This is a genomic window from Bacillus sp. HU-1818, assembly GCF_022695965.1.
In the GTDB taxonomy this organism is placed as follows: Bacteria; Bacillota; Bacilli; order Bacillales; family Bacillaceae; genus Bacillus; species Bacillus atrophaeus.
The window spans coordinates 175,798-201,815 of the sequence record NZ_JAAPBE010000002.1 but is presented as its reverse complement, the minus strand read 5'-3'; the positions used below and the strand labels follow the sequence as shown (position 1 = coordinate 201,815).

Annotated in this window: 24 protein-coding genes and 5 pseudogenes; 1 reads left to right on the top strand and 28 read right to left on the bottom strand. The window is 40.1% G+C overall.

The features are described 5' to 3' along the window. Positions 1-10: 10 nt before the first annotated feature. From GXP75_RS06320 to GXP75_RS06265, 12 genes and pseudogenes are all read right to left on the bottom strand, one after another. Positions 11-307 carry a YxiJ-like family protein gene (locus GXP75_RS06320; RefSeq protein WP_242556390.1) on the bottom strand — a complete coding sequence of 99 codons (297 nt, stop codon included), beginning with the start codon at positions 305-307 and terminating at the stop codon, positions 11-13. A 28-nt stretch (positions 308-335) separates the two neighbouring features. Then, positions 336-824: a DUF2716 domain-containing protein gene (locus GXP75_RS06315; protein ID WP_242556389.1), complete on the bottom strand. Its 489-nt coding sequence runs from the start codon at positions 822-824 to the stop codon at positions 336-338. A 17-nt stretch (positions 825-841) separates the two neighbouring features. Further along, positions 842-1,327, bottom strand: a complete 486-nt coding sequence (locus GXP75_RS06310) for a hypothetical protein (protein WP_242556749.1) — start codon at positions 1,325-1,327, stop codon at positions 842-844. Between the two features lie 39 nt (positions 1,328-1,366). Beyond that, positions 1,367-1,693: pseudogene (locus GXP75_RS06305) on the bottom strand (DNA-binding protein); the annotation flags it as partial. Further along, the gene (locus GXP75_RS06300; protein WP_242556388.1) at positions 1,690-2,106 is read right to left on the bottom strand and encodes a YxiG family protein; all 417 of its coding nucleotides are present in this window, start codon (positions 2,104-2,106) and stop codon (positions 1,690-1,692) included. The gene GXP75_RS06300 and the pseudogene GXP75_RS06305, both read right to left, overlap by 4 nt. Before the next feature lie 86 nt (positions 2,107-2,192). Then, positions 2,193-2,479: pseudogene (locus tag GXP75_RS06295) on the bottom strand (DNA-binding protein). A 16-nt stretch (positions 2,480-2,495) separates the two neighbouring features. Then, positions 2,496-3,245, bottom strand: a complete 750-nt coding sequence (locus tag GXP75_RS06290; RefSeq protein ID WP_242556387.1) for a hypothetical protein — start codon at positions 3,243-3,245, stop codon at positions 2,496-2,498. A 396-nt stretch (positions 3,246-3,641) separates the two neighbouring features. Beyond that, the gene (locus tag GXP75_RS06285) at positions 3,642-4,241 is read right to left on the bottom strand and encodes a hypothetical protein (RefSeq protein WP_242556386.1); all 600 of its coding nucleotides are present in this window, start codon (positions 4,239-4,241) and stop codon (positions 3,642-3,644) included. 227 nt (positions 4,242-4,468) lie between these two features. Continuing rightward, positions 4,469-4,731 (bottom strand): annotated as a pseudogene (locus GXP75_RS21595) (hypothetical protein); the annotation flags it as partial. A 160-nt stretch (positions 4,732-4,891) separates the two neighbouring features. After that, positions 4,892-5,956: a pectate lyase family protein gene (locus GXP75_RS06275; protein WP_242556384.1), complete on the bottom strand. Its 1,065-nt coding sequence runs from the start codon at positions 5,954-5,956 to the stop codon at positions 4,892-4,894. Positions 5,957-6,143: 187 nt separating this feature from the next. Then, complete coding sequence (locus GXP75_RS06270) at positions 6,144-7,070, bottom strand: DMT family transporter (RefSeq protein WP_214916625.1); 927 nt, start codon at positions 7,068-7,070, stop codon at positions 6,144-6,146. A 66-nt stretch (positions 7,071-7,136) separates the two neighbouring features. Then, on the bottom strand, positions 7,137-7,880 hold the full coding sequence (locus GXP75_RS06265; protein WP_214915784.1) for an SDR family NAD(P)-dependent oxidoreductase: 744 nt from the start codon (positions 7,878-7,880) through the stop codon (positions 7,137-7,139). 174 nt (positions 7,881-8,054) lie between these two features. Here GXP75_RS06265 and GXP75_RS06260 point away from each other — a divergent pair, with 174 nt between their 5' ends. Further along, the gene (locus GXP75_RS06260; RefSeq protein WP_214915781.1) at positions 8,055-8,786 is read left to right on the top strand and encodes a 2OG-Fe dioxygenase family protein; all 732 of its coding nucleotides are present in this window, start codon (positions 8,055-8,057) and stop codon (positions 8,784-8,786) included. A 1,480-nt stretch (positions 8,787-10,266) separates the two neighbouring features. Here GXP75_RS06260 and GXP75_RS06255 read toward each other — a convergent pair. The 16 genes and pseudogenes from GXP75_RS06255 to GXP75_RS06180 form a co-directional block, all read right to left on the bottom strand. Continuing rightward, entirely contained in the window at positions 10,267-10,713 is a 447-nt protein-coding gene (locus GXP75_RS06255; RefSeq protein ID WP_242556383.1) for a universal stress protein, read from the bottom strand. Positions 10,714-10,815: 102 nt separating this feature from the next. Then, complete coding sequence (gene bglH, locus GXP75_RS06250) at positions 10,816-12,225, bottom strand: aryl-phospho-beta-d-glucosidase (RefSeq protein ID WP_242556382.1); 1,410 nt, start codon at positions 12,223-12,225, stop codon at positions 10,816-10,818. 17 nt (positions 12,226-12,242) lie between these two features. Beyond that, positions 12,243-13,306: pseudogene (locus GXP75_RS06245) on the bottom strand (PTS transporter subunit EIIB). Between the two features lie 290 nt (positions 13,307-13,596). Beyond that, positions 13,597-14,904 (bottom strand): valine--pyruvate transaminase, encoded by a 1,308-nt coding sequence (locus GXP75_RS06240; protein ID WP_242556381.1) that lies wholly within the window; start codon positions 14,902-14,904, stop codon positions 13,597-13,599. A gap of 14 nt (positions 14,905-14,918) precedes the next feature. Continuing rightward, positions 14,919-16,145, bottom strand: a complete 1,227-nt coding sequence (locus tag GXP75_RS06235; protein ID WP_214915759.1) for a DUF6421 family protein — start codon at positions 16,143-16,145, stop codon at positions 14,919-14,921. Next, positions 16,126-16,722, bottom strand: a complete 597-nt coding sequence (locus GXP75_RS06230) for a type 2 periplasmic-binding domain-containing protein (protein WP_214915757.1) — start codon at positions 16,720-16,722, stop codon at positions 16,126-16,128. The genes GXP75_RS06235 and GXP75_RS06230 overlap by 20 nt, the downstream gene beginning before the upstream one ends. Positions 16,723-16,731: 9 nt before the next feature. Beyond that, positions 16,732-17,982 carry an ATP-grasp domain-containing protein gene (locus GXP75_RS06225; protein WP_313897117.1) on the bottom strand — a complete coding sequence of 417 codons (1,251 nt, stop codon included), beginning with the start codon at positions 17,980-17,982 and terminating at the stop codon, positions 16,732-16,734. Further along, positions 17,939-18,871, bottom strand: coding sequence for a DMT family transporter (locus tag GXP75_RS06220; protein ID WP_242556379.1), 933 nt, complete (start codon positions 18,869-18,871; stop codon positions 17,939-17,941). The genes GXP75_RS06225 and GXP75_RS06220 overlap by 44 nt, the downstream gene beginning before the upstream one ends. Positions 18,872-19,317: 446 nt before the next feature. Continuing rightward, a pseudogene (locus GXP75_RS06215) lies at positions 19,318-19,549 on the bottom strand (T7SS effector LXG polymorphic toxin); the annotation flags it as partial. Between the two features lie 510 nt (positions 19,550-20,059). After that, positions 20,060-20,341: a hypothetical protein gene (locus GXP75_RS06210; RefSeq protein WP_242556378.1), complete on the bottom strand. Its 282-nt coding sequence runs from the start codon at positions 20,339-20,341 to the stop codon at positions 20,060-20,062. Between the two features lie 9 nt (positions 20,342-20,350). After that, positions 20,351-22,051 carry a ribonuclease YeeF family protein gene (locus GXP75_RS06205; RefSeq protein ID WP_242556377.1) on the bottom strand — a complete coding sequence of 567 codons (1,701 nt, stop codon included), beginning with the start codon at positions 22,049-22,051 and terminating at the stop codon, positions 20,351-20,353. A gap of 19 nt (positions 22,052-22,070) precedes the next feature. Beyond that, complete coding sequence (locus GXP75_RS06200) at positions 22,071-22,340, bottom strand: YwqI/YxiC family protein (protein WP_214915736.1); 270 nt, start codon at positions 22,338-22,340, stop codon at positions 22,071-22,073. Positions 22,341-22,351: 11 nt separating this feature from the next. Then, positions 22,352-22,717, bottom strand: coding sequence for a YwqH-like family protein (locus GXP75_RS06195; RefSeq protein WP_061572069.1), 366 nt, complete (start codon positions 22,715-22,717; stop codon positions 22,352-22,354). 343 nt (positions 22,718-23,060) lie between these two features. Continuing rightward, on the bottom strand, positions 23,061-24,479 hold the full coding sequence (gene abnB / locus GXP75_RS06190) for an arabinan endo-1,5-alpha-L-arabinosidase AbnB (RefSeq protein WP_242556376.1): 1,419 nt from the start codon (positions 24,477-24,479) through the stop codon (positions 23,061-23,063). A gap of 70 nt (positions 24,480-24,549) precedes the next feature. Next, positions 24,550-24,780, bottom strand: a complete 231-nt coding sequence (locus tag GXP75_RS06185; protein ID WP_199679966.1) for a hypothetical protein — start codon at positions 24,778-24,780, stop codon at positions 24,550-24,552. Between the two features lie 71 nt (positions 24,781-24,851). Continuing rightward, entirely contained in the window at positions 24,852-25,982 is a 1,131-nt protein-coding gene (locus GXP75_RS06180; protein WP_242556375.1) for a hypothetical protein, read from the bottom strand. Positions 25,983-26,018: the final 36 nt, after the last annotated feature.

Here is a 26,018-nt window from a genome sequence, read left to right as displayed (position 1 = left end):
TTCCCCTTTATTAGTTAGATAGCGAACTGCAAATCTCTTGTCTAACTTGTTCATACAATAAAATGTGTCGATACAGATCGGTATCGTTTTTGATCATATCCGGCGGTATTTCAGGATACAACTCAAAAAAGCTTTTCTCCAACGAACGCCGTTGATGCCGAGGCAGTTTTTGATTTGCCAGCATATAATCCAAACTGCCTGCTACAAGCATAAAAAACTCATATAATTCCGCTTCAAAGTCATACAATTCATCAGGATACGGCTGTTCTTCAAGCTCTCGCTGCCTCTTTCTCAGTTTTTGAAACATGCTGATTACCTCCCTCCGACACATGAACTCATCTATTTTGAAACAGGATAGGCGGATATTTATCTATCACCTTCAACAGCTCTTCACCAAACACAGTGATTGTACATTTCCACGGATCACCCAAAAGCCCCCAAGAAAAGCCCTGATGAAAAAAGAAATAATAGTCTCCATCTGGAAATATCGGAACGGGCCAGTCGCCAAATTCATCCTTAGGTATTGCCTGATGAGGACTAAAGGTATACCCGTCATGCTGCCAATCTAATGCGTACATTACATCGTTCTTTCCAGTACATAATTGAAATGCTTTTAAAATAGAAGTCTCTAAATCACTCAGCACTCTGCTCACATCTTCATAACCGGCTTTACTGCTCATCCCGCTTGAGATATCAAACACTCGATATGGTTCAGGCGGGATGATGTGGTGAAATCTGCTTCCGGGCTTCCATTTTATAAGTTTGTTCACTTCTGACCAGATGCGGTCTTGTTTTGTCTGACTTAAAGCGTGCCAATTCATCATAATATCATCCCTACACCTTATTGGATATCCTGCTTATAAACACCTGAAGAGGTCACTGCGTAAACAGCATTACTTGTCAGTTTCAGCTGTTGAACGTCTAGGGCTTCATCGTTCGAGTCACAGCATGTTATCTCTTTCATCTCTTGACTCACATCGGTAGAAATCAAATAAAGAGACGACTTAAGGTCTGCACTGTAACAATTGAACGTCCCAACCAAAAAACCTTCTTCAGATATCGCGAGCTGATCAAATGCTTCTGAGTCCGGCTCTTTATCCGACAGAATCCACACCCGTCTCACGACCGTTTCATCAAATGCGGCAATGACTGCATCTCCGTAATACAGCATGTAAATCAAGCCGTTTTTTTCTGCAAGCCCATAACAATCATCTACAGCCGGCGCATCCATTTCTTCGAGCTTTCTATCAATGTGTATTTCCTTCTGCTGACCATCTAACGAAAAACACCATACACTATGTCCATTGGGATTTTCATCATGATAAATCCCTTCATCACATAAACCGACCCAAAGCTGTTGTTTTTCATCCAAAAGACAGCAGGAAACTCCTGAAGGCAAGCGAAAATCACTTTTCACTCTTCCCTCTTCTGAAAAAACCTTTACCTTCGGCTCATACGATTCGTAATAAACAAAGACATAGCCATTTTCATATTGTTGAAAGAGCTGAATATCGTTGTAAGCCACCTGCTCTTTCACTTTAAAATCCCGAACATCACCGGAAGGATCATAGATTGAAATGGTCATATCACCTTTCACACCTTTTCCAATGTATACACGCCCCTGTGCATCGGCATGGAAAAAACAATCTTGGGTGTCCCTGTTGATGATTTTATTCATTTTTAATTTTTTCATTGTTCATGCTCCCAAACTTTATGCGCATAAAATTGTTTTGAATCAAAAGAAACAGTCTCAGCCTCTACAGCTATCAATCTTCTGTTTATGTCAATGAGAAAATTAGCATTTGATTGATACTCTGGTATTACAGGATTGGATAGGTTTCCGATTCCTTCCGGGTGATAACTAATCTCGAAAATTTGCCAATTGAACTCCTCCGGAATAACCTTTTCCAATCGAATATCCCCATCACCTCCATTAAAATAAACAGAAGCTACATTTTGAAAGAGAATGTTATGAGTATATTTATTGTTGTTTTCAAAAACTTGAATATCGAGTGAGAGTTCTTTTTTAAAGAACTGATAATCAACCTTTAAAACATTGCATCCCCCGTCAATATAATCTATCCATTGTTCAATCGTATTGTACATTGCCATCTCCTAACTAATCTCTGAATTCTATTTACCAATGCAACTCCTTTATAAGCACAACCAACAAGCCGAAAAAAACAAAAACATTACTCCATATATTGTTTTATCCAATCATTTATATCATCTGTTGAATGCAAATAAGTTTCAGGAGAATCTTTCAAATCAATCCCGCTTAGAAGGATTAACATATCCCAGACTCTATCATCTTCTACTTCTGGATCATCCGCATAAACATAAGTGCCCGCCCAATCTGACACTTCTTCTCTTGCTGTTTGTCCATTTAAGACAATTTTAATTTTATTTATGCATTCTATTAGCTTTGGCTCTGTCAAAATGATCTCCACCGTATTCAAAGTACTAAATAGTTTGTTATTAGTTTACAGGTTTTTTTACATAAAAGAGTTCACAACCATATTTGGTGTGAAATAAACAGATTGCACATGTATAGGTTGCACGCGTTGTTCTACCTCAACAGACTGATAAGTAAATCCTTTTTCCTCACATCTTTTTAGTTTTTCATTCACTTCTTTTATTAAAAAATGCCTCATATTTTCCATGAGTTTTTTAGCTAATTTTCTTTTCCCTTTTCTATTACATAAAAACGCTATCTCATTTGATAATTTTGGATAATTTTGGATAATTTTGTTTTTCACTTCATTAGGAATAATATCATCTTCATAAATCTGCTCTTGCAATTCTAAAACATCATCATCTAATGTTTTCCAGTTATTCTCTCCCACCAATTCTCCTTGTCTGTCCGTAAGCCCAAGAATACATATTTCTTGATCTATATTTCCCCATATAGCCCACTTTTGAGAAGGAGATAACCATACAACCGTCGTTGTCGTAAATTGAATGGACCCTATTTCTCCTGGGCGGACACCATTGGGTTCAGTCCATAATAATTCAGAATACTCTTCTTTTGTTAAAGAAGAAGGAGTCCATATCCAATTGTAGTAATCTGAAAAGGTCCGGTAAGTTTCCGGTGGCGTTTCAAGAACTGCTGTAAGAATTTGATTATCAGAATAATAGTTTGCCAGCAACTTTAAAGTGTCCCAAATGTCGTCGCCCCACAATGCGGAAAATTCTTGAAACCAAAAATATTTGTATTGTTCATGAAAGACTTGATCAGGAAACATTTCACTTGTTTTAAATGTTTGATTTACTCATTGTTTGAACTGTTTCAATTGATATTTATCTTCTATAAAGAAATTATTTTTCAACTTGAATCGTCCTCCTTTATTTCCTCAATCCAGATTTTGTTCTTTTTGTTCTTTTGGGTCTCCGGACTTTAGATCAAGGATAAAAACACGCCGATTTTCAGGCTCATAGTAGCGGACCATTAATCGTAAAAATCGGTCTCTTCATCATATTGATAACTTGCAAAGCGGGTTTGTCTTTTACTTCATCGCTTGTTTCTGTTTTTGTCGCGTTCCCCATGTGTCGTATTGATATTTGGCAACTGTTTTTCCCACTGTTAGAAATGACGATGACGCTTTTATGATAATATTGTTAGGATATACTTACAGTCCGATTCAATATGATGCATAATTGTTTATCAATTTATTCTTAAATTCATCCGGTATGATTTGGTCATAAAATACAACGGATATCCAATCTAAGACAACGTCATCTAACGGTCTCCAAGATGCTAACGGTTTTCCTACATCCGGATGATCGATCTCTAAAATACAGATTTCAAATTCTCTCTCTCCATAAATCGCCCACTTCAAAGTCGGTGAAGCCCAAACAACGCGAGAGGCAATATTCATGATACAATCATTTTTACTGTGTTTTGGATAATCTGTTAAGATTGAAAGGTATTCTTCTGCAGTTATATGCAAGGGAATCTTTATCCAATTGAAGTATTCAAAATCATCGTAAAACTGGTTTATTTGATCAGGATTATCTAGCACCGCCATTAATATAAACTCATCCTGATAGTGATGAGCTAAACTTCGTAACATTTCCCAGCTTTCATCAGATAATACCCAATGGAATTCCTCGAATAAATAATATTTTTTCCTTTGTTTAAAAACTTGTTCGGGCAATGTTAGATCTACGTGACATAAGGAATTAATCATGGATTGATAGACTTTTAACTCCTTAGGATGATCAATAAAATAGTGGTTCATCTGATTTCTCCTTTAATGTCGCATTCTGATTTTATGTGTGAATTTTTTTCTTCCTTTAGGCGTATATTCTGCGGTTGAATAAGGACCTTGAATTAGCATGTTTTCTTATAGAATACTTATTCCCATTTTTCTTCATGCTAATAACACCACCATGATGAACTGATTTTTTCCATCCTTGTCTTCTTAAATTTTTTTCACAAGCTCTTCTTACATTATAGAATAATTGTTGAATTTAGAGGTTTGTTGTCTGCGTCAGTGTCGTACAAGACGTTCAGGCTGTCTCCGTCGTAGAAGTAGTTTGTGACCTTTCCGTTTACAGTTTTTGGATTATACTTCGGTCATACTTGTATGTTGCGAAAGGCTTTTCTTCGCCTTTTTTCGTAACGGCGGTTAGGTTATCTTCCGCATCCCACGTATATGTGAATCTGCCGTTGGATGTGCGGTTGCCGTTTTTATCGTATGACATGCTTTCATCGTTCACCTTTGTAACAGTAATATTATTGAAATATTTATTCAATATTCTTCTATTTATTTAAGGTTAATTTAAAGAAAGGGGGTTATTAGACCTATATTCATTAATATCATTCTGTATTGAAACCTAACTTTCCCACAAAAAAACCGACACCCCATAAGGTGCCGGCTTGCTTATTTTATGGATAAACCAATGCTGAGTTCTGTGCCCCTGCATAAGATTGCGCGTAGTTTTTCGCGTTTTGGGCTGTCATGGCTGAGTAGCTGTAGTTTGTCCTCGGGTTCCAGCCGGTCAGCGGGGATTTTGGGGCTGTGAGGGCTGGGAATGAGCCGACGTCTTTGAATTGCGCCGTGCCGTAGTCATCAATCATTCCGCCTTTTTCGTTCCCATTTCCGAAGTAGTTGGCTTCCGAATATACGGTTGCCTTTGTGTGAATGGTGAAGCCTAGGTTGAAGTTGGTCATATAATTATTTTTGGCATGAAAGTAGCCATATCTCATGAGTCCCGGCGCGCGTACATAGACGTTATTAAAGTAGTTGTTGGCGATCGTCATGTGGGGGTACCCGATATAATTTTTTCCTTGGCTGTCATCGTTTGGATAACCGAGGATAAGCCCGTACAGATGGTCCGTGAATTTAGAGTTGGACAGCGTGACAAAATCAGCTTTTGCCCCTACATAAAGCAGTTTCCCTAAATCATCGTGGCTGTTGGGATTGTAGCTGTGCCCTTCAAAGGTTACATGGTCAATCCAGTAATTTTGCCCATGCGCTATGTACATAGGAATGTCGTTATTTCCGGTAATTGAAGCACTATGTCCGATAATGAGATTTTTGAATATGACATTATTCGAGCTAGAGCCTGTTGTTATATAAATATTGGTCAATCTATGGCTGACGTATGAGCCGACAATGGTTTTGTTTGCGCCGACCGTCACAGTGGCTTTTCCAGATGAGGAGATATCGCCGGTAATGACGATTGTCTTGCGGTCAGTGCCGGAGACATGGGTTCTTAAGTCGTTGAGGTTATTGACGTAGACGACAGAACCGCCCTGGCCTCCTGATACTGCGGATTTCGACTTGCCATTATGGTCTTTTGCGTTTCCGGCAAACCCTGTGAGTCCCTGCATCACATCGGGGTAATTTGCTGCCGCTTTTGCCGGCTGCGGAGCGGAACTTGTGAAGGCCAAACAAAGTGCAAGTCCCACAGATAAAAAGAAAGTAAGATAACGCATTTTTTTTGTCACTATAAATAACTCCTTCCGTCATTTTGAAAATGATACAACAAGAAAATTATACATTCACATCATATTAACTACATGATCTAATGGTGTCATTTTACATTATGATAATAGAAGGTAAGAGTTGCTCTTTGCATCTGAAGCAGCACAAAAAAGCCAGCGGATTGTCATCACATGCTGGCTGCAAACTTTTTTATATTGAGTTCTCTGCCTTAGCTTCTGCTTTTGCCGGCCGCTGCTTTCTGACAAGGGTCAGCGCCATTCCGGCAAAGATCAGGACAATGCCAAGTGTTTGGAAAAGATCAGGGCGAAAACCGGTGAACGCGGTGTCCAAAATAATAGCGACAGCCGGATCAAGAAAGACGATAACCGAAATAAATTTGGTAGACAGAAACCGCAGGCTGTCAAAAAACAGCAAGTAGACGATCCCGGTATGAATAATTCCCGTCGACACCACCATGGTCCAATTACCTTGTGATAGATGGGAAAAGAGTCCAAAGTGTATAAACGGAATTAACAGCACAACGCCCAATCCCGTTTGCAAAAAGGTCGTGGCATAGGGACTGAGATTGTTAATGCCCTTCCCAAGTAATGTCGTAAAAGCGTAAAATAACGCGGCAAGTACCGCCCAAATAATTCCGGACCCCATCATCTGGCTGAATGACATATCCTTATTGATGCCTGAAATTAATGCGGTTCCGAAAAAACAGATGATAATCGAGCTGACAGAAATAACATTTAATTTTTCCCGGTAGATGACGCTTCCGAGCAGCAGGACCAGCACCGGCGCCAGATGATAAACCGAAATGGCAATGGTAACGGACGTTTCTTCAAATGATTTAAATAAAAATACCCAGTTAAACACGAGGAAGAAGCCGCAGGCCAGCGTTTGAATCACTTCTCTCCTGCTCCACTTTTCGGTTTTAAACTGCCCCGTAACAAGCCAGCATACGCCTAAAAACAGGGTTGCGCACAGGCATCGGACAAAGACCAATTCAAAAGATGGCAGATTGGTATGTTCAGAAAAAAAGCCGATAGAACCGAAAATCACCATGGAGATGACCATTTTCAGCACGGCTGTTGATTTTTGTTTTGGTGTGATTGAGAGATCTTGCTGCATCAAACGTATTCTACCTCCAGTTACGTATTGGAAAAGCACCCCAACTGCAAGGTGCTTTTCCTTTTATTATAGTTTCTTGCCGGCCGTCCAGCCGCCGTCAATAACAAAGTTAGAACCTGTAATAAAGTGCGCCTCATCAGAAGCTAAATACTTCATACAGGAAACGATATCACTCGGCTGCCCCCACGTATGGAGGGCATGGTTATCTTTGATTAGCTGAACCATTTCATCGTCTTGAAAATACTCTTCCGTCAGCTCTGTCTGGATGACACCCGGTGATATGCTGTTCACCCTTATTCCCTTTGATCCAAATTCCATAGCGAGCTGCTTCGTCAATCCGATGATCGCATGCTTGGAAGACACATAGGCAGCCCGCGCAGGCTCTGCCATCAGCCCGGACACAGAGGCGATATTGATAATACAGCCTTGTTTTCCAAACTTGGACCACAGCCTTGCCGCATCCCGGGAAAGAATAAAGGCTGCCGTCAGATTAATGTCTATGACTTTTTTGAATGATTCTGCTGATAACTCAAGAACAGGGGTAATTTCCCTTATCCCTGCCGCATTGATTAAGATGTCCGGAATCAGTTGGCTTTGTTCAAGCTTTGGTATCAAAGATTCCGCCTGCTGAACATCAGACAAGTCAGCTTCTTCCATGTGAAAGCCGCTGTTTACAATAAATTCTGACATTTTATTCGTATGAATATCTGCTCCAACAACCTGAAAGCCATCTGCTAGAAATTGCTTCACCGCCGCAAAGCCGATTCCGCTGTTTGCCCCAGTAATCATTATATTCTTTTTTTTCGCCATTTTACATTCTACCCTTTTTTCATTTTGTCAATTTGCAATAATCTGAATACTATAATTATAGTTTGACAATGTTTTACAAGTATTTTAAAGTTATATTTAACCCTCTATTTTCCACATTTTCTATCATACAGGATTTTGCAGAAAAAATCATCTACTTTTTAAGGAGAGATCAGTATGGTTCAGGTTTCAGACGTGCAAAAACAGGTGAAAAACGACATTTTTAACTACGCTTCTTTTTTATCGGAAAACGGTTATTCGTATATTCCAGCAGATTTCTACCAGCAGAAAACGGAAAACACCGCAGTCCGCGAATTACAGCTTACATATGATGCTTTGAAAGCAGATCCTAAAGGAGGAGGCCGTTATAGAGCGCACTCCCGGTATATTCTGGCCCCTAACTCCGACACCCTTGAATTAGACCCCGATAATGGATATTTTCAATCAAAAGAATATAACTATGATGACGGAGGAACCGTCAGACAATTCGAGAAAATATCAAATGAATTTCTGCTGCATCCAGTGACGCAGTATATGATTAATACAAATGTAGAAATTGCCCACCAAACCGATTTAGTAGATTGGGAGAAAGAAGTGATTGTCGGGCTCCATCAAATCAGATATCATGTGACACCTGACGCGCCGTCATACAGTTCTCCCATTTGGCTGCACCGCGATGATGAACCGCTTGTATTCGTCCATTTGTTTAAACTGAGCGAGGATGCCATCGGCGGGGATAACTTGATTGCTCCGTCTGTCAAGCAAATTGATAAAGTGCTGCGGCTGACGAACCCTCTTGAAACGATCGCTCTCGGGCAAAAAGTCTTTCATGCGGTAACACCGGTCGGCACTGCCAACGAAGATGGCGCACATCGTGATATATTATTGGTTACATTTTCTAATAGATAAAAAAAGCGCCCGAGAGGTGCTCAGCTTAAAGAGAAAGTGGGGGTTTTGAAGATGTATGTCAAAGAAACCCTCATTTTCTTATTTATTATTGTCTCAAGACACAATATATGGGATTTAAACGGTGAAATTAATCCATTATATTGTGTGGTTGAAATTCAAAAAAGGCTGTCGAGAGTTTCTCGGCCTTAGCGCCCTTTATGGCCTTTACTTTTTTTCTTTTATGATTGAAATTCTTCTTCTAAATCCTTTTCTTCAGCAGCCATACCCGCAAAGATCATTACAATGCCGATTGTGCATAAATTCTAAGCTCCCTTGAACTATATTATAGCGAATGAAATCATTTATTTGATTTGAAAGTATGGAACTACAATAAATAAAGATGCCAGTAAGACCAAAGCAATAATTATGGCTATATATATGCTTTTTACTAAAACACCAAAAACCATAAGTAACAAAGGCATGAATATAGTGAATACTCCAATTATAAATAGTATAATTCCCATTCGTTTTGATAACTTTTCCTTATCACCTAAAAAAGTGAAGTCATTGTAATTTATTAATAGGAATAATATTTTTTTCACACCAATTAAATACGCGAATAATAAACATATAATCCCGCCAATCATATAGTTTATCAATCTCTTTCACCCTTTATAATAGTTTCTAAAAATTGTTTTGAATCAAATCCTAACTCTGTATCGGCTTGTTTTTTTATTTCTGTTTGATTGTCTAAAAAAATCTTATACTTTGAACTTATTTTATATAACATATTACTAAATTTACTTACTTGTTTAATGAAATTCTCTTTAAACTCTTCATTTCATTTACATTTTTTACTAATCTCATTATTGTTGTTGTTAAAATAATTCAGGATCTTTTTAATTATTTTATTAACAAAATCATAATTGTTCTTCTTAAAAATTTACAAATAATGCTCATTTTCCATAATTAACTTCATAATTGGATGATTATCATCTGCCTCTTCAATATCATCAAGATAGCTTATCAAATTTAACCAATCTAAAGTTGTGTGAAACTTTGTTCATCAATATTTGGAGATCGAACTATTATTCATATCGAATCTCCTGTATATTTGCCAATGCCTATTATACATATATTTACATCAGGTAAAAAGGTAAATTTACACTGTATTTTTTTGGTTATTTCACTTGTGACTTTAATTATGATTTAGACTTTAAATTATTTTAAAGCTCTTGGTATTATTATCATGATTACTATTTTTCATATAATTTATAATAGTAACTAGTCTTACTCATTATATATAGTTTTGAAATAAAAAAGAGAGCTTATTAGCTCCCTCTAATTAGAATTTAATTTCCTTACTTAAACTTCTACAGCTTTTTCCTGATTAATTATTACAAATCGTCCACTCTTCTATATCGATGGTTATAAGATATCTTAATTTAAAGATTGCAATCGGATTTTACTCAATTTTAAAAATTAAACCCAATCACTTTTTCTAACGAACAATTAGAACCGGACAAGGTGATAATTGAGACACTTTATGGCTGACGCTTCCGAGCATCATTTCTTTCAGTCCACTGATGCCCCGGCTTCCGACGATGATCAGGCTGACGCCTTTCTCTTTTGCGTTAGTTAAAATCTCGTGCGCCGGCTCTCCCTGCGCGTAGATGATTTCGGCTTGAACGCCGCTCTCGGCTGCTTTCGCTTTTGCGTTCTCAAGGATGTGTAAGCCTTCTTTTTTGACTTCTTGCCTGATTTCATCAATAAAATGTTCTGGTACATAGACAATCCCGGTCAGAGAAGAAGTCGCTACGACGGCTTCTCTCCCCACATGAAGGATGCTTAATTCTGCCTGATGTTCTTTTGCCAGATGCACTGCGGCATCAAGGGCTTTTACACTCATTTCTGACCCGTCAATCGCAACTAACATTTTGTTAAACATACGCTTCCCGCCTTTCGGACTGTGGGTGGTTCATCTTTCTCTTTTATTGTCCGCCTGCTGTCTGTTATTGTCAATTGCCGTGTATGTTTTTTCATAAAGTTGTCAGAGACTTTCTCCGTTCGTTGCGATGACCTGCTGATACCAGTTGAAGCTCTTCTTTTTGATTCGCTTACATGTGCCATTTCCGTCATTGTCACGATCGACATAGATATAGCCGTACCGTTTTTTCATCTCAGCAGTTGAGGCACTGATCAGATCAATCGGGCCCCATGACGTATAACCGATTAATTCCACGCCGTCTGCGATGGCTTCTCTCGCTTCCATTAAATGATCGCGCAAATAGTTGATTCGGTAGTCATCCTGAATGGTACCGTCTTCTTCGATCTGATCAACAGCGCCCAGTCCGTTTTCAACGATGAAAAGCGGTTTTTGGTAACGGTCATATAACGTATTCAGCGTAATTCTGAGTCCTTTCGGGTCAATCTGCCAGCCCCATTCTGATGATTTTAAATAAGGGTTTTTGACGCCGCCCAGCAGGTTGCCTTCAGATTTCGCGACATCCTCAGGGTCGGTGCTTGCTGTCATGGACATGTAATAGCTGAAGCCGATGTAATCAACCGTATGTTCCTTCAGAAGCCTCTCATCCCCGGGATGCATCTCTATTGAGATATCATTCTCTTTAAAGAAGCGTTTCATATAGCCTGGGTAAGCGCCTCTTGCTTGTACGTCAGAGAAGAAAAGTGTGCTTCTTTCCTTTTCAAGCGCAGCCAGCACATCCTCCGGCTTTGGCGTCATCGGATAGGTTGTTGTGGCGGCAATCATACAGCCGATTTGTGAATCAGGGATAATTTCATGTCCCGCCTTAACCGCCAGCGCGCTTGCCACGAATTGGTGGTGAGCCGCTTGGTACATTGCGTTTTTCTTATTTCCTCCTTCTTGAAACACAAGACCGCCGCCTGTGAACGGAGCATGAAGCACAACGTTGATTTCATTAAACGTCATCCAATACTTCACTTTGTCTTTATAACGATTCAAAACCGTTCGGGCATAGCGCTCATAAAACTCAACCACTTTACGGTTTTTCCAGCCGCCGTAGTTTTTCACAAGGCCAAGCGGCATTTCATAGTGAGAAATGGTGATGACAGGTTCGATATTGTGTTTTTTCAGTTCATCAAAGACATTGTCGTAAAATTGCAGTCCTTCTTCATTTGGTTCTTCTTCATCACCGTTTGGAAAAATTCTTGTCCAGGCAATGGAGGTACGGAAAGCTTTAAAACCCATCTCAGCGAATAATGCGATATCCTCTTTATAGCGATGGTAAAAATCAATGCCGGCATGATAAAGGTTTAATGCATCCTTAGATTCATCAAACGGGGACATGATGCCTTTTGGGGAGACGTCCGCCGTGGAAAGTCCCTTGCCGCCTTGGTTATAGGCTCCCTCAACTTGGTTGGCAGCAACTGCGCCGCCCCATAAAAATCCTTCCGGAAATCTTTTTTCATGTGCACTCATGTTTTTTCACCTCATATTTAGGATAACGCCAGTAGCGCTTCATTTGTTTTGACTGTGCCGCTTTCTTTCACTGCTGTGACAGCATATTGATCTGTGTTGGTGATAATGCCGGACACCGGAGCTGCGGCTAGCCCTTCTTCCGGCAATCGCAAGCCCTTTTCCATAATTTCTGCAGAAAACACACTATCATTGACTTCGCTTAACGCTTTGACTTCTCCTTTAATCGGACTGTGAATCATCTCACCGTCTACTTTCATTTCCGGTGCCGTTTCATTGCTTCCATCCGCCTGTACATCCTCAAAGCCGATAAGATACGCCGCAGCCGTACCCGCTGCGAAGGAAATCACAAGTCCTATCACCGCATACAAAAACGTTGATCCGATGAATACCGGAATGCTTGGAAACCCGCATTTCCGCCGACAATATAAGAAGCAACGCCCGTCACACCGTAAAATGCTCCGCCTATTAAAGCAGCCGCAAACGGTCTTTTCAGACTCATATTTACCCCGTACATCGCAGGCTCCGTGATGTCCATTAAAGTAGTAATGTTTGTCGGGCAGCCGCCACATACGGATTGCTTCCGAATTTTCTCGCCGCACTCACCGCAAGCAGCATCGGCAAGAAGTAGAATGTTCCCCTATAGCTGTGAGAATGGTGTGAGCCTGGCTTGTCTCCGCCATCCATCCAAATGTCACCGCTAACGCGAGAAGCCCTTTAATCATCCCCGCTCTGGCAACTGCCGGCAAAATCGGTGTAAAGACTCCGGAAACGACATCAAAAAGGGCACTCAGCACATTCTTTTTTTTGTCCTGATGCTCGCTTCGTGTTTTCCTCGCTGAGCCCGCTGTTTTCTAATAACGCTTTATACACCTTTGGCACGTTATGTCCGATAATGATTTGGAATTGTTCGCGCTGATGTTCGTGCCCATGACGCCGTCCATCTGCTCCAAACGGCCCCGGTCCGCTTTGGCATTGTCATGAAGGTTGAAACGCAGCCTTGTCATACAATGGATCACACTCTGGATGTTTTCCTCACCGCCGACAAGTTGTAATATTCTTTTGATACTTTATGATAGTCCATGTGTATACCTCCTATTTTTTGGGGAATAACCTGGATGGAAGGTGGCCGCCTTTCTCCAGGTTTTTTGATATGAGTCAGTACATAAAATGCCGCATCACCTCCAACATTGAAATAAAAAAAACCTAAATTACGCAGTTTACGAGAGTCGCCCCTCACACTGACATAATTTAGGTTTTGCCTGTTTACACAGTAGCAATCCTAGAGAATTGCTGTATTGGTTTGTAGCGGGTTTGACTATGTAAGCGCTTTCATAGCAAAAAAGATGACGTTTCTCACATCATCTGTTCCTGTCAAATCATGTTCAAGCTTTCTTTATGAGCGTCATATATACTTGATACCACAGCGGCTAACGTCTCAATTCCTTTTCTCATTTCTTCGTCTGAAACAGTCAGGCTGATTCTGATACAGCGCTGCTCATGGTCTGTTCGCTTGCTTGTATTATTATGGAAAAAAGAAGAGCCCGGAACAACAATGACATAATGCGCTTTCAATGTTTCATATAACTCCATGTCACCGACCGGCAAGTCTTCAAACCAGATCCATGCGAATAGCGATCCTTCTCCTTTGTGTAAAAACCACTTTTTATCATGAGGCATGGCGTTCATCAGCGCTTCTTCGAGCACCGCAAATTTTTTCTTATAATAGGGCCTGATAGATGTCTTGGATACTGACATAAGGCTTCCGTCATTAATGGCGGCGGCCACCATGCATTGGCCCAGCCTAGATGAATGAATGGAGGCATTCGATTGAAAAGCTTCCATAACTTGAATAAAAGCGGCAGATCCAATCGCAATCCCAACCCTTTCCCCGGCGAGGCCTGTCTTGGAAATACTCAGGCAGTGAATAATAGATTCATGAAACACCGGCTCCATCTCAACAAAATTGATAGCCGGAAATGGAGGTGCATAAGCGGAATCAATAAGGCACGGAATGTTCAGCTCTCCGCAGACCTTTGATATCGCTTCAATATCCTCCTCTGAAAGGATATTTCCGCATGGATTGTTTGGCCGTGACAGAACCACAGCCCCGATATCCGGGTCGTTGTACATTTTTTCCAAAAACGCCTCTTTGTCTAATTCATAACGAAATGTGTGGTCATCCAGCTTAGACACGATTGGCGGAATGCCCTCTATCATCGTCTCGTCCAACGCCACACCGCTATAACCGGAGTAATCAGGAAGCATCGGAATCAATGCCTTTTTCAATTTAGAGTCTGTTCCAACTCCGCAAAAAGCATTAATGGCAAGAAAAAACAAATTCTGGCTGCCGGCGGTGATCAGCACGTTTGACCGATCAAGTGTGAGGCCGTATTCGTTATTAAAGAATCGAACGACACTCTCAATCAGCTCATCTGTTCCGTAGCTTGACCCATACTGGCTGATAATTGAAGAAAATGCTTCATCCAGAAGCAGCTCTTTCAGCTTAGACTCCCACACTGCCGTCACTTCCGGCAGAATGCTTGGGTTTCCCACACTCAGATTCGTATATTGGTCAGAGCCGGAGGCGAGCACCTCCTGTATGTCTCCCATAATGGCCCTGACTCCGACTTTCCGGCTCATTTTTTGTCCGATTTGACTTAGTTTTAGATTCAATTCCATTCCAGCTTTCTTTATTAATCTTGGTTAAATACTAAGTAAGGCGTCTCAATCGCGGCATTGCGGCTGTAAATGACATACTGTTCAGGAATGCTGAAGCGGTCGCCCTCAGCGCCCGGAGGCAGGAAGTGTCTCACAAATTGCTCGGCCTGCTTTTTATAGTCCAAATCATCCTCAATTTCTTCCAGCTCTTCTATTTCGGCAACCAGTGTTTTCAGATCATTGATACATAGCTCAAGATCGAGAGACAGAGGCTTGGTTTGCCCTTTTTGAATCGACTGGCTGTTATCCATCAGCCAGCTGAATAAGAAAAACCCTGTGCCAGAATCAAAGTTTTGCGCGGCATTATGCTGGCTCGGATAACGCAGAAGCCGTTCAAATAAGACAAATTCAATGATTTCTTCCCAATACGGAAATTTGCGCTCAAATAAAGTGATGATCGTCTGGCAATCTACTTTAATTTCTTCTAATATTCCAGCAAAAAAGTTCATTTTCGCTTGGATATGTTTGTTAAAAGGCTTATTTCCGCAGTGGTGATAATAGTCATGCAGATAGCCCCACAGCACCCTCGCTTCATATGTATCTTCAGGATTAATATCAGATGACTTGAATGTCATGTTTTCAAATATATTACGTGCTCTGATCAGCGTATCATCATTGTAAATTTGATAAAATTTATTAAAATAGAAAATCGCAAACGTTTGAGAAGTAATTTTCTCGCGTGTTTTGACGTTCTCCGGGAAAAATACGATACATTTTTCTTCGGTGAATCCCTTTGACCCTGCTAAGAGCTTTAATGATTGGCAGCCATTTTGCGGATGCGGCAGCTCTTCTTCAATCGGGATCATCATATCCGGCTCCTCTCGGCTCGCTAAAAAGGCTTCAAAAAAACTGCCTTTCTTATGCGGTCCGTTTGGCGTCACAATCGGCGCCAGAAAAAAGGTCGTCTCATGATTATTTGGCGGACGGTATGCTGTCAGTGTACGGTCAAAATACGGCATTTCGTTCAGACCGCGGCTGATCCAATCAGATACATCCTGTTCAAACGCTTCCCCGACCTCTTCCAGCTGCAGCGATTGCCAGATCGTTTTCGCGTCTTTTACCAGTTCAACAAGAAGCTGCTTTGCCCGGTCCTCATGTTTTTCAATCTGTCCTTTGAAATGCTGGTACTGCTGAATTTCGTGTACAAGAGGAACAATTTTTGTTTTTACCGTTTCAATTAGATCATTCGTGACTGTCAGCATAGTCATCCTCCATATCAGGTTTATTCTTTAACCCGTGAATCGTAAAGCACATCGGCACTTCGCCGAAGTCTTTTACAACATGTAAGTGGTTCTCCGCAGCGGCTTTGAGTGTGGTAATGCAGGCATCTGTATGGCCCGACGAACAATCCAGCGCGGCTTGTGAATTGCTGTTGACTAATTGGACATTATCGCTGAAAAGCTTCGCCAAATGAGCCGGCGCAGGGTGGGAAGCAATTGTTCCGATATCCTTATGGCCGATGCCCTGTTTGGCGGCAAGAACCATACTATAGGTAGGCATCACAAAACTATCGATAATTTCCATATCAAGCAGATTTTCAAAAACGACATTGTGTAAAAGCGGATAGACAGCACACCCCAAAAGTACTGAATGTTCCGTCTCCTTCACATGCATCAGCGCTTCCTCAAGAGTGCCGTACAGCCGTACCTCACCCTTCAGACCCTGATTTTCAAGCCAAAGATAACCGGCCTTTTCACAATTAGTGCCTTCGGGACCTAACGTATGGACAATTGTCTTTTGCAGCGTAACTGATTTCTTTTCTTCCGCGGTTACAATCATTTTGGCCTCCTATTGATAAAGAATCGTTAGTTCTTTATCCAACATTTGATAATACCGGTCACAGTCCTCATATGAATCATGGCTCGTCAATATAAATCCCGGATAACCGGAAAAATGCGGATACGGCAAAATGTCTGCGCCTGATTCAATGAACTGGAATACTCGTTTCACCTCAGACTGGCGCTTAATGTCTTCCAGACCGGAAACCTCCACAAACGTACCTGATCCCTGCACAGGAATAATGTAGTTGCCGACTGTTTTTGACGCCGTAATCGGACCGCCCAACACATCCTCAAACAACAGCCCAAACGCGTTTCGAATGATCAGTTCCATAAAATTAACGCCTGTGCTCTCTTTCACAATAAAGTGGGAAATGCCCGAACCGCCTATGCGGGGGGCTACTTCAATCACAAAAGGCTTCCCGCTTTGATCGAGACGAAGTTCTGTATGAGCCGCGCCATTGTCTATGCCAAGAGCGGATACCGCCTTCCGCACCTCTTCTGTGATCGCAAGACGGCTTTCCTCTTCTAAACGGGCGGGCGCAATATAGACACCCTCTTCAAAGAACGGCCCCTTACAATCTCCTTTATAACCAATGGAAAGCACATGAACTTTCCCCTGAATGGACATCGTTTCAATCACAAATTCAGGCCCGTCAATAAATTGCTCGACAATGATGCCGCTATTGCCTTGAATAAATTTTCCTAAGTCTCCTTGATTAATCGCTTCTACCTTGCTGATCGCTTCCTTCAATTGGCCCTGGTCATTTACTCTGACAACCCCTTGGCTTGAAAAACCGTTAATCGGTTTGACAACGACAGGGAATGTCAGCCCGCCTGCATCAATATCAGCCGCTGAACTTATTTCATAAAAGAAAGGGGTGTTCAGCTGATGCCGCTTCAATACTTGACGTGTCGCATATTTATTACGGCAAATTTCAATGACCTGTGAAGGCAAATGGCGAAGCCCGAGCTCCTCGGCCGCCTTTGCCGTGAAGTTTAAGGCCGGTTCAAAAAGCGTTAAGACTCCGTCAAAATGGTCGTCTTCATTTGCTTTTTTGACGATTTCCATGGAAGACGCTTCGTCTTGAAAGATAGGAAGAGGAATACACCGCTCAACTGCCGGGAGATGTCCCGGATGCTCCTCATCCTCAGGATAAAAAAAAGTGATCCTTACACCTAAGTTTTCGGCTTCTTCAAAGATAAAAGGCAATTGTTTATTTTGACACATGATTGCTAAGTGTTTTTGTAACGTTGTCATCCTTCTTAATCCTTTCTCTTCTCAGGTTGATACACATCACACCAGTTATGACAAAAAACGTTCCGATATAGATATTCAGATTTAAGGCTTCTTGTAAAAAGATAAAACCGATATATAAAGCAATGACTGGCGAAATAAATAAATGCGACGTTGCTTTTGAGATATGCCAATGCTTCAAGAGGTAGATATTGATCCAAAAACCTAAAACAGAGCCCACAACAGCCAAATACAGAACAGCATACAAACTGACGCTTGAAAACGTCCGAGTGCCATCTTCTATCAATAAACTGCTGATTAATAAAATAAGCCCCCCGCTTAACATCGATACTGAATTAAAACTCAGAACTGGGAGCGACCGAATCCTTTTTTGAACTTGAATGGTAATAAACGCAGAACCGACCATCGCACACAAAATCACAGCCATCGCTACAATTTCAATGACATTCACTTGAATAAACAACTGATTTCCAAACACAATTGTCATCCCGATAACGGCCAGCACTATGCCCCACTTCTGCAAGGCTGTCGCGGGCGTTCCCTTCACAATTCGATTGATCACCAGAGCAAAAACAGAAATACTTGCAGCTAAAATAGATACTAAGCCGCTTGGCAAATACTGAGAAGCCCAGTAAACTGAACCAAAAGGGATAGAAAAATACATAATGCCGTTTAATACCGCTAAAACAACCAATTCCTTCGTCACGACAAATTGCTTGCGAATCAAAAGAAAAGCGGCAATCAAGACACTCGCGATCAAAAACCGCATCCCCGCCGACCAAAACGGCAAACTGTCCTGCAACCCCGCCTTCTGCACAGCCCACGTCGTTCCTCCTATTAAACACGCAAGACAAAAAAGCAAATACACACGATACTTTAAGAGATTAGACATAAGACCCCTTCACCTTTTCACCCTGATTGTGTAGTCAACCACACTCAAAAGCAAGTAATATTTATCAGAAAATAATTAATTTTCCACCTATTATTAATAAGCAATACTATAACTTTTTTACAACATTCAGTCAATATAAATTTTACATAGATGTCAGAAAAAGAAAAAAGAACGGATTGAGTGCCGTTCTTTTACTAAATAAGTTCAGGCTTACCTTCGAATCCTGAGGTGCTTTGTGTTTAACAACCAATGATCAAACATCTTTTAACCTTTACATTTTGATAGATTGAGACCCCATTCAAACATATTGCTATTTCTTAATTAGCGTTGGATGGCATCAACACAAGCAAGACGATGGTATTTTTCAATCGTACTTAATTTAGAACTATTTGCTTCACATCTTCCAGAAATTCTTCAATTAGTTCTTTTACTGTATATTTTGAATCATGGGAGTCAGACTCTACAGAGGAAACCCGATGCTGCGTTTGTTTCAGCACTTTTTTGTATTCGTCGATAAACATGCCGAAGAAAAGCAAAAAAAGGCTTGTGGCACTCCTCGTAGAAGGTCCGGATGGCGTCCCCACCTTTTCCTTTTAACGAATCCTTCATGCCGGCAAGATGCTCTACGCTTTTTTCTAATTTCTTCAGCTGCTGTTTTTTCTTGGCCAGATGGTGCATACGTTGGCGAGTTTCTCGATATTCTTTTCATTTCAAAATGTAGATACGAACTTATAAAAAAAACTCCAAAGGCACTCCTTTGGAGGTGAAAAATTCAATTTCGATTGAGCATTTTATTTGTTACTATAAAACCTAACATTAAACAAAAAATTATCATAATTAATCCAATTGTATACATTATTAATTTCTCTTGTAAAGAAAAACCTTCTATTAAGAAAATAGCCAGAGTCCATGAAAAAAGTAAAAATAGGGAGAAAAAAATCATAACTTTTTTTCTAAACTTCTTCCAGAATTCCTCCATCTATTTTTCCTCTTCTACTATTTCATTTAACTTATCTCTTACAATTTGATCTTCATTATCTGTATATCTCTCATAAATTCTTTTTCTATCATTTCTTCATGCAATTCTATATAATATTCATTTTTCTCGTTATTTTGTTTAAGTTTTTTAACAGAGCTAATTTCTAAGAAGTAGATGTAAAGATATCTTGCCCAGCTAATTTAAAAACACTATACATTTTCCTTTAACATAACTTCTAATTTATCTAATTCAATTACAAGAGGTTCTTGATAACTTTTAACTAGGCTAGTATCAAAGTAAGCACGTAATGCCCCATTAATCGTATTGTTTTTTTTGATAACTTCTAAAGATTTTTCATTATTTAAAGCTTTATTTGTATCTCTTAGCCTTTTTAATAATGTATCTAAGAATTTATGATCGCACTGTCTCTTTTTCTCTAAAACTAATTCTATAACTTTTTTGATTTGATTTTGGACTGTTTCGCTATTCATGACAAACTCCTATCTTGAAGGTATTTGTTTTATTTCTTTTATCCATTTTAAAGAATAATCTAACGGTAGTAGAACTTGGTCTTCGTCACCTTGTAATATACTACCTGACTTAGTATACTGCTTTTCCGCTCTACCGATATTCAATGTTGTTCCTTTAGGTACCTCTATTACTGCTTCGTAATTCCTCGTATTTTTCCATTCTGGAAGTAACGCTAGATCAATTTTTGTTTGGATTTTATTTCCAGCTGGGATTGTAGTAACGAATGTCCCTCCAGCATCTGCATAACCACCAAATGCTCTATAAACTTTAATATTTTCTTTTGTAATTACAGTTCTATATTGAGAATCTTTGAACGTACTGGCAAGGCTGGCGGGTAATGGTACTTTCTCGACCTCTTTGACCTTGTTGTCGATTCGTGTTGAATAATCTTTACTAAATTTTTTACCTGTCCCCTTAGAAGCAACCTTCTTAACGTCTCCCTTAATTTCATTCTTTGCAACTGTTTTGACAACACGTTTTCCGCCTCGAATAGCCAACTTTTTAACAGCACCCTGAGGACTTACCCACTCAATAAATTCGTACTGCGTTCCGGCAAGAAACGAATCAAGTGGCTTAGCTCCGCCTACTTTATCCTCTGGAATGTAAGAAACTTCTTCTAACCGCTTTTTCCCTCCAGCGTAGAACTCTCGTACGATTTGACCGGTTTCATATACATAATATTTGCCGCCGACGTAGTCGATGCTTGCAGTATCACTTTCTAGCTCGTCAATCACTTCTATCGTATCTATCTTTTTTAACCCTTTATGATTATATAGTTTATCATTTATCACGCGGATGTCTCCATAGACTTTAGGGTGGGCTGCTGCTTCTTTCTGCAGTACCGTCAAGTTACTGTCATCACCATAAATCTCACGCTCGATCTTCTGTTGTTTATCATCCTTTATCACAGTATCGACGTTTGATTGCTTATGTTTCTCCAGTTTCTTCAGCATCAACTCCATCGGTGAATCATCAGGCTGTTTCATTTGCGGATTGATGGCGCCGAAGGTTTGGTTGATGTTTTCTTCTTCCTGTGATTTCAAAATGGAGCCGCTTTTGTATCCTGTGATCTCAATCTTTGGCCCTGTGTACATCGTTTGCAGCTGGTCCATGTACTTTTTCATCGTTTGAAAATCTGTTTTTGCGGTTTCTAGTGCTTGTGTTTGCTGGCCGTCAAATTGAAAGAGCTTATGTAAGGTGTCTGTGATGTGCCGTTCCGCCTGCTCTGTTTCCATCCGAAAAAAGGTGTCATTGACTGTCGGCAGGCTGACGATGTGATCGATGGCTGATGTCTGGCGATTTACTGCGTCTGTCAGCTGCTCTGTCACTTCTCGAGCATGCTTGATCCCGTGTCTGGCATCGTGCGATAGAAAAGCCTCCGCAATCATGCCATTGGAATCGGATTCTACAGAGGAAATCCGATGCTGAGTTTGTTTCAGCACTTTTTTGTATTCGTCAATAAACATGCCGAAGAAAAGCAAAAAAGGCTTGTGGCACTCCTCATAGAAGGTCCTGATAGCGTCCCCGCCTTTTCCTTTTAACGCATCCTTCATGCCAGCAAGATGCTCTACGCTTTTTTCCAATTTCTCTAGCTGCTGTTTTTGCTTGTCTAGTTTTTCAATGGTATGCTGAATGCCCTCGTGAAGAGCGTGGACATCTAATGTTTTCAATCTTGTGTCCTCCCGTGCTTTATTTCATGGAAGATGATAGGTTCTCGTCTGTTTCCTTCATGGCGTTTACAGCACTTTCCGTTTGTGCGATATGCTTGGCCAGAACGGACGCATACGTTTCAGTGAGTTTCTTGATGTCCTCATTCAATTGTTCGATTGATTTCACAACATCTAAATGGTTTCTGCCTGAGATATGGCCGGGCAAGGAGGACTTGAGTTCAGCTGAGTTCTTAAGCTGAGAGAGTCCCTGTGTGACGGTTCCATAGACCATTTTGATTTCCTGTGCCATTTGCGATCACCTCACTTTTTATGTTTTTCTTCCTCAATCTCATGCTCTATCCTTGTGATTTGGCGTCTTATGGAATAAATATCTCCCTCTAATGACTGAATTTTTCCTTCTATGCTTTCGATGATTCCGCTGACTTGTTCGCTTTTGATTTGCTGATACGATTTGCTCATTCCTTCACGAATATCATCAAACCGCTCAGCATGTGTTCCTCTCCATACATTCCGGTTAAGATGAGGCTGATGAACGAGATGCTGAGCCTCAGAAAAATCATGTTTGATTTGCCTGATTTCGTGAAGCACTCGTTTTAACTGATGGATCTGTTCCTGTTTTTCATGTAAGTCGGCTTTTACCGAATGTAACAACATTTCACTATGCATGCCGCAACCCCTCATGTTTCTATCAAACTGTGTTAATTCTTAACAATACAGACTATTTTCATATTACATGATGGGTCAGATTGGATAAATAGGGAAAAGGGTTTGTGTTAAACAGAAATATAAAGGGTCTAAATCTCCATAAACCTGCCAATTCTCTATAAACGGAAGTGATATTCAACAAAAAAGGACTATAGATATAGGTCTTATACCCTTTCTCCCTTCTCTCTCGCTTTCTGCCTTCCCCGTTTCTTCTAGTCAATATAGGTGATAAAACATTTATAATCTGGAAACGTTTTGTGCGAATTGAAAAAAGCGCCTTTCCATAGAAGGCGCCTTCTCCATCTTATTTAGATCCCCAAACAGCCTCACCGCTGCCACTCAACACACTAAACGTCATCACATTCTTCTCTCTCACAGAATCCCACTGACGCACAAACAATCCATCATATTTCACGCCGTCTAACGTGATTTCCGCTTCATTCTTCCCGGTCTTCTCCCAAGTCCCGGTCATTTCCCCGGAAATGGTGTGGTTTTTGTTGAGCTGGATGTTGATGGTTTTTTTGATGTCGGCTGAGATGTCTTTTCCGTGCTGAATGATTTGGTATTTTCCTGTGATATCCTTTTTCTTTACTTTCTCCAGCTTTTCTCCCGCATACCGATACGGTGCTGCAATCGGCCAGCCGTCTTTGTTCATGAACAGTTGGTGGACTCTGACTTCGTGTTCTTCGCCTCTGTCCGGGACTCGCGTGTGGAAGATTAAATAGGAGTTTCCGGTTTTTTCATCGTAGTACGCTGAGTTGTGGCCTGGCGAGACGTATCCGGTTCCTTTTTCGTTTTGTGTGGCGAATGAGTAGCTGCCCATGAGTTTAACGCCGTACGGTTCGATGGATTTGTCGTCGAAGAAGGTGCCGTCTTTTCCTTTAACGTCAATCATGTTATGGCCTTCTGCATCGTAGTACGGACCGTCTGGTTTTTTGGAGCGGACGACGCGCATGTTGTAGCCGCCTGTTGCGTCAAGTCCTCCAAATGATAGATACATGTAGTAGTATTTTGTGTCTGGGTTGTAGAGAATGTACGGGCCTTCGATTCGGCTGTGGTTACCGCCGAGCAGTTTCTTCCCGTAGCCTTGGTTCGGAAGCGGGAAGCCTGTTTTTGGATTCATTTCTAAGATGAAAATACCGCCTGAGTAGGAGCCGTAGACCATCCATAGCTTGCCGTCCTTGTCGAAAAAGGTATGGGGGTCGACGACATTTGGATGTTTGGTTGCGTCATATGGAGTACCGTCATTGCTTGTGCCTTCCATGCCTGATTTCAGAAAGACGCCTTTGTTTTTGTAGGGGCCTTCGATGTTGTCAGCGACGGCAACACCCATTGCCGATCGTGGTGAATCTCCGCGGCAGGCGTTGTAGTACATGTAGTATTTGCCGTCTGCCAGCTGTGTGACATCTGCGGCCCACAAGGTGTCGGATTGCGCCCATTCGAAGGTTTCTTTTAATTCTTCATACACATTCGGGATGAGAGGATTCTTGTTCGTTACACTTGTGGTCAACTGCTGCCATTGCATGAGGTTCTTTGATTTGGCGGAGGCTAAATGGGAGCCGAATACGTAAAAGATCCCATCTGTCTGAATCACTGAAGGGTCATGGACGCTTACTTCTTTAAAAATTGGTTTTTCAGCCTTTTTTGCATAGACGTGGTTTGGCAGAGTTAAAGCCATGATAAGGGCTCCAAGAAAACATACACGGAACAATCGGTTCAACATCTAAACAGTTCGCCTCTCTTTTTCTTAAAATTTTTAAGCGTTTACATTTTATGAAGGAACACCCGGCCCTTTAGGAAGGCCGGATGTTTTCATATTCAAACGGGTAGGTGATTCCCCACTGTTGTCTTACATTGTCCATGATGCTCATGACATCCAGGGAGAGACTGATGGTCTGGCTGCCTGTTTGATGCAGGACTGCATTTTGCATATCCTCTACTTCATAGTTCAACCCTTTTGAGGTTTCTCCTTCTTCAATCACCTCTGTTTTTCCATTGGCGTAATGAATCCTTTGGCCAAACATTCTGGATTAATAGCATAGATGCTTCTGACTCTCAACGAGTGACACAATCTAAAGAGAGGTATATATTAGTTTTATTTGTTTCTTATATAAGAATTTCCTTCCTTTTGATGTTCTAGCCTTTTTACAATACTTTCTGTTTTAGGATTACTGTAAAACAACAATATATAATTATCCCCACCAAATACACAGCATTTTTTCATTTCTAAAACTAAGGTATCAATATTAAAACTAGACTTTTTTTGCTTGTCACTTATTTTTCTAAGCACATTTATAAACAATTTTTTTGCAACTTTTTCTCTTTTTCTTTTTTGTTGGTCTAGTACATTCCTTACTATCATAATACTTGTAACTATAGGGAAACTAATAATCGCAACATGCACTGAAAGCCCTTCTAAGTGAATTTTATTAAATTCAAATATATTAACAGTCATATTAGCTAAATTAACAAGTACAATAATTGAATTAAACATGCTAAGAATATTTATGTATTTATTCAAATTAATTGACGGTTGAAAGATAACTATATATACAAGCAAAAAAACTAAAAGTATTGATGTAAAAAATATTGTGTTTATAAGAACCTCGATTGAAATAACCAGATTTCCATTGTGAATTTTTAAATTTTCTATTACAAAAGGAAGAATAGAATTTTTTAGTTTTTCCGATATTTGACCTAAGTATTCAAAAAATTGCAGAACTAATAAAAGCCGAAGCAGTGGCTCGAATATTAGTCTAAATAAAATAATTATTATTCTTTCAATATTACTTTCACTTCTTTTTTGTAAGTGCCTAAAAAAAGTAATTAATAAATAGAAACACAAAAAGCCTTCAATGTATTTCATAAATATATGATCTTGATGAAAATATAATATAATTACATTAATAATAACCAAAAAGGTTGTCGTAATAGAAAGTTTAATTTCTTTAAATTTTTTTTGGTACTCCTTAGTGTTATCAATAAAATAATAATCAAGTAATTTGTTACTTGTTGTATACATAGTATAGATATATTTACAACGAAAAAAAATTAATAAACAAACAATCAGGATTAATATTACATTAATAAATAATTTTAAGAGAGCCTCAAAAAAGTTGCTCTGAAAATCAGGCGCAAAATAATTTTCAATTATCACTGGTATAAATAAAATATAGAAAAATCGAAGATCTGAGACTATTGTTAATATTCTGTCTAAACTATTCAAACAAAAAAACTCCTTTAACCCTTATTAATAACATAA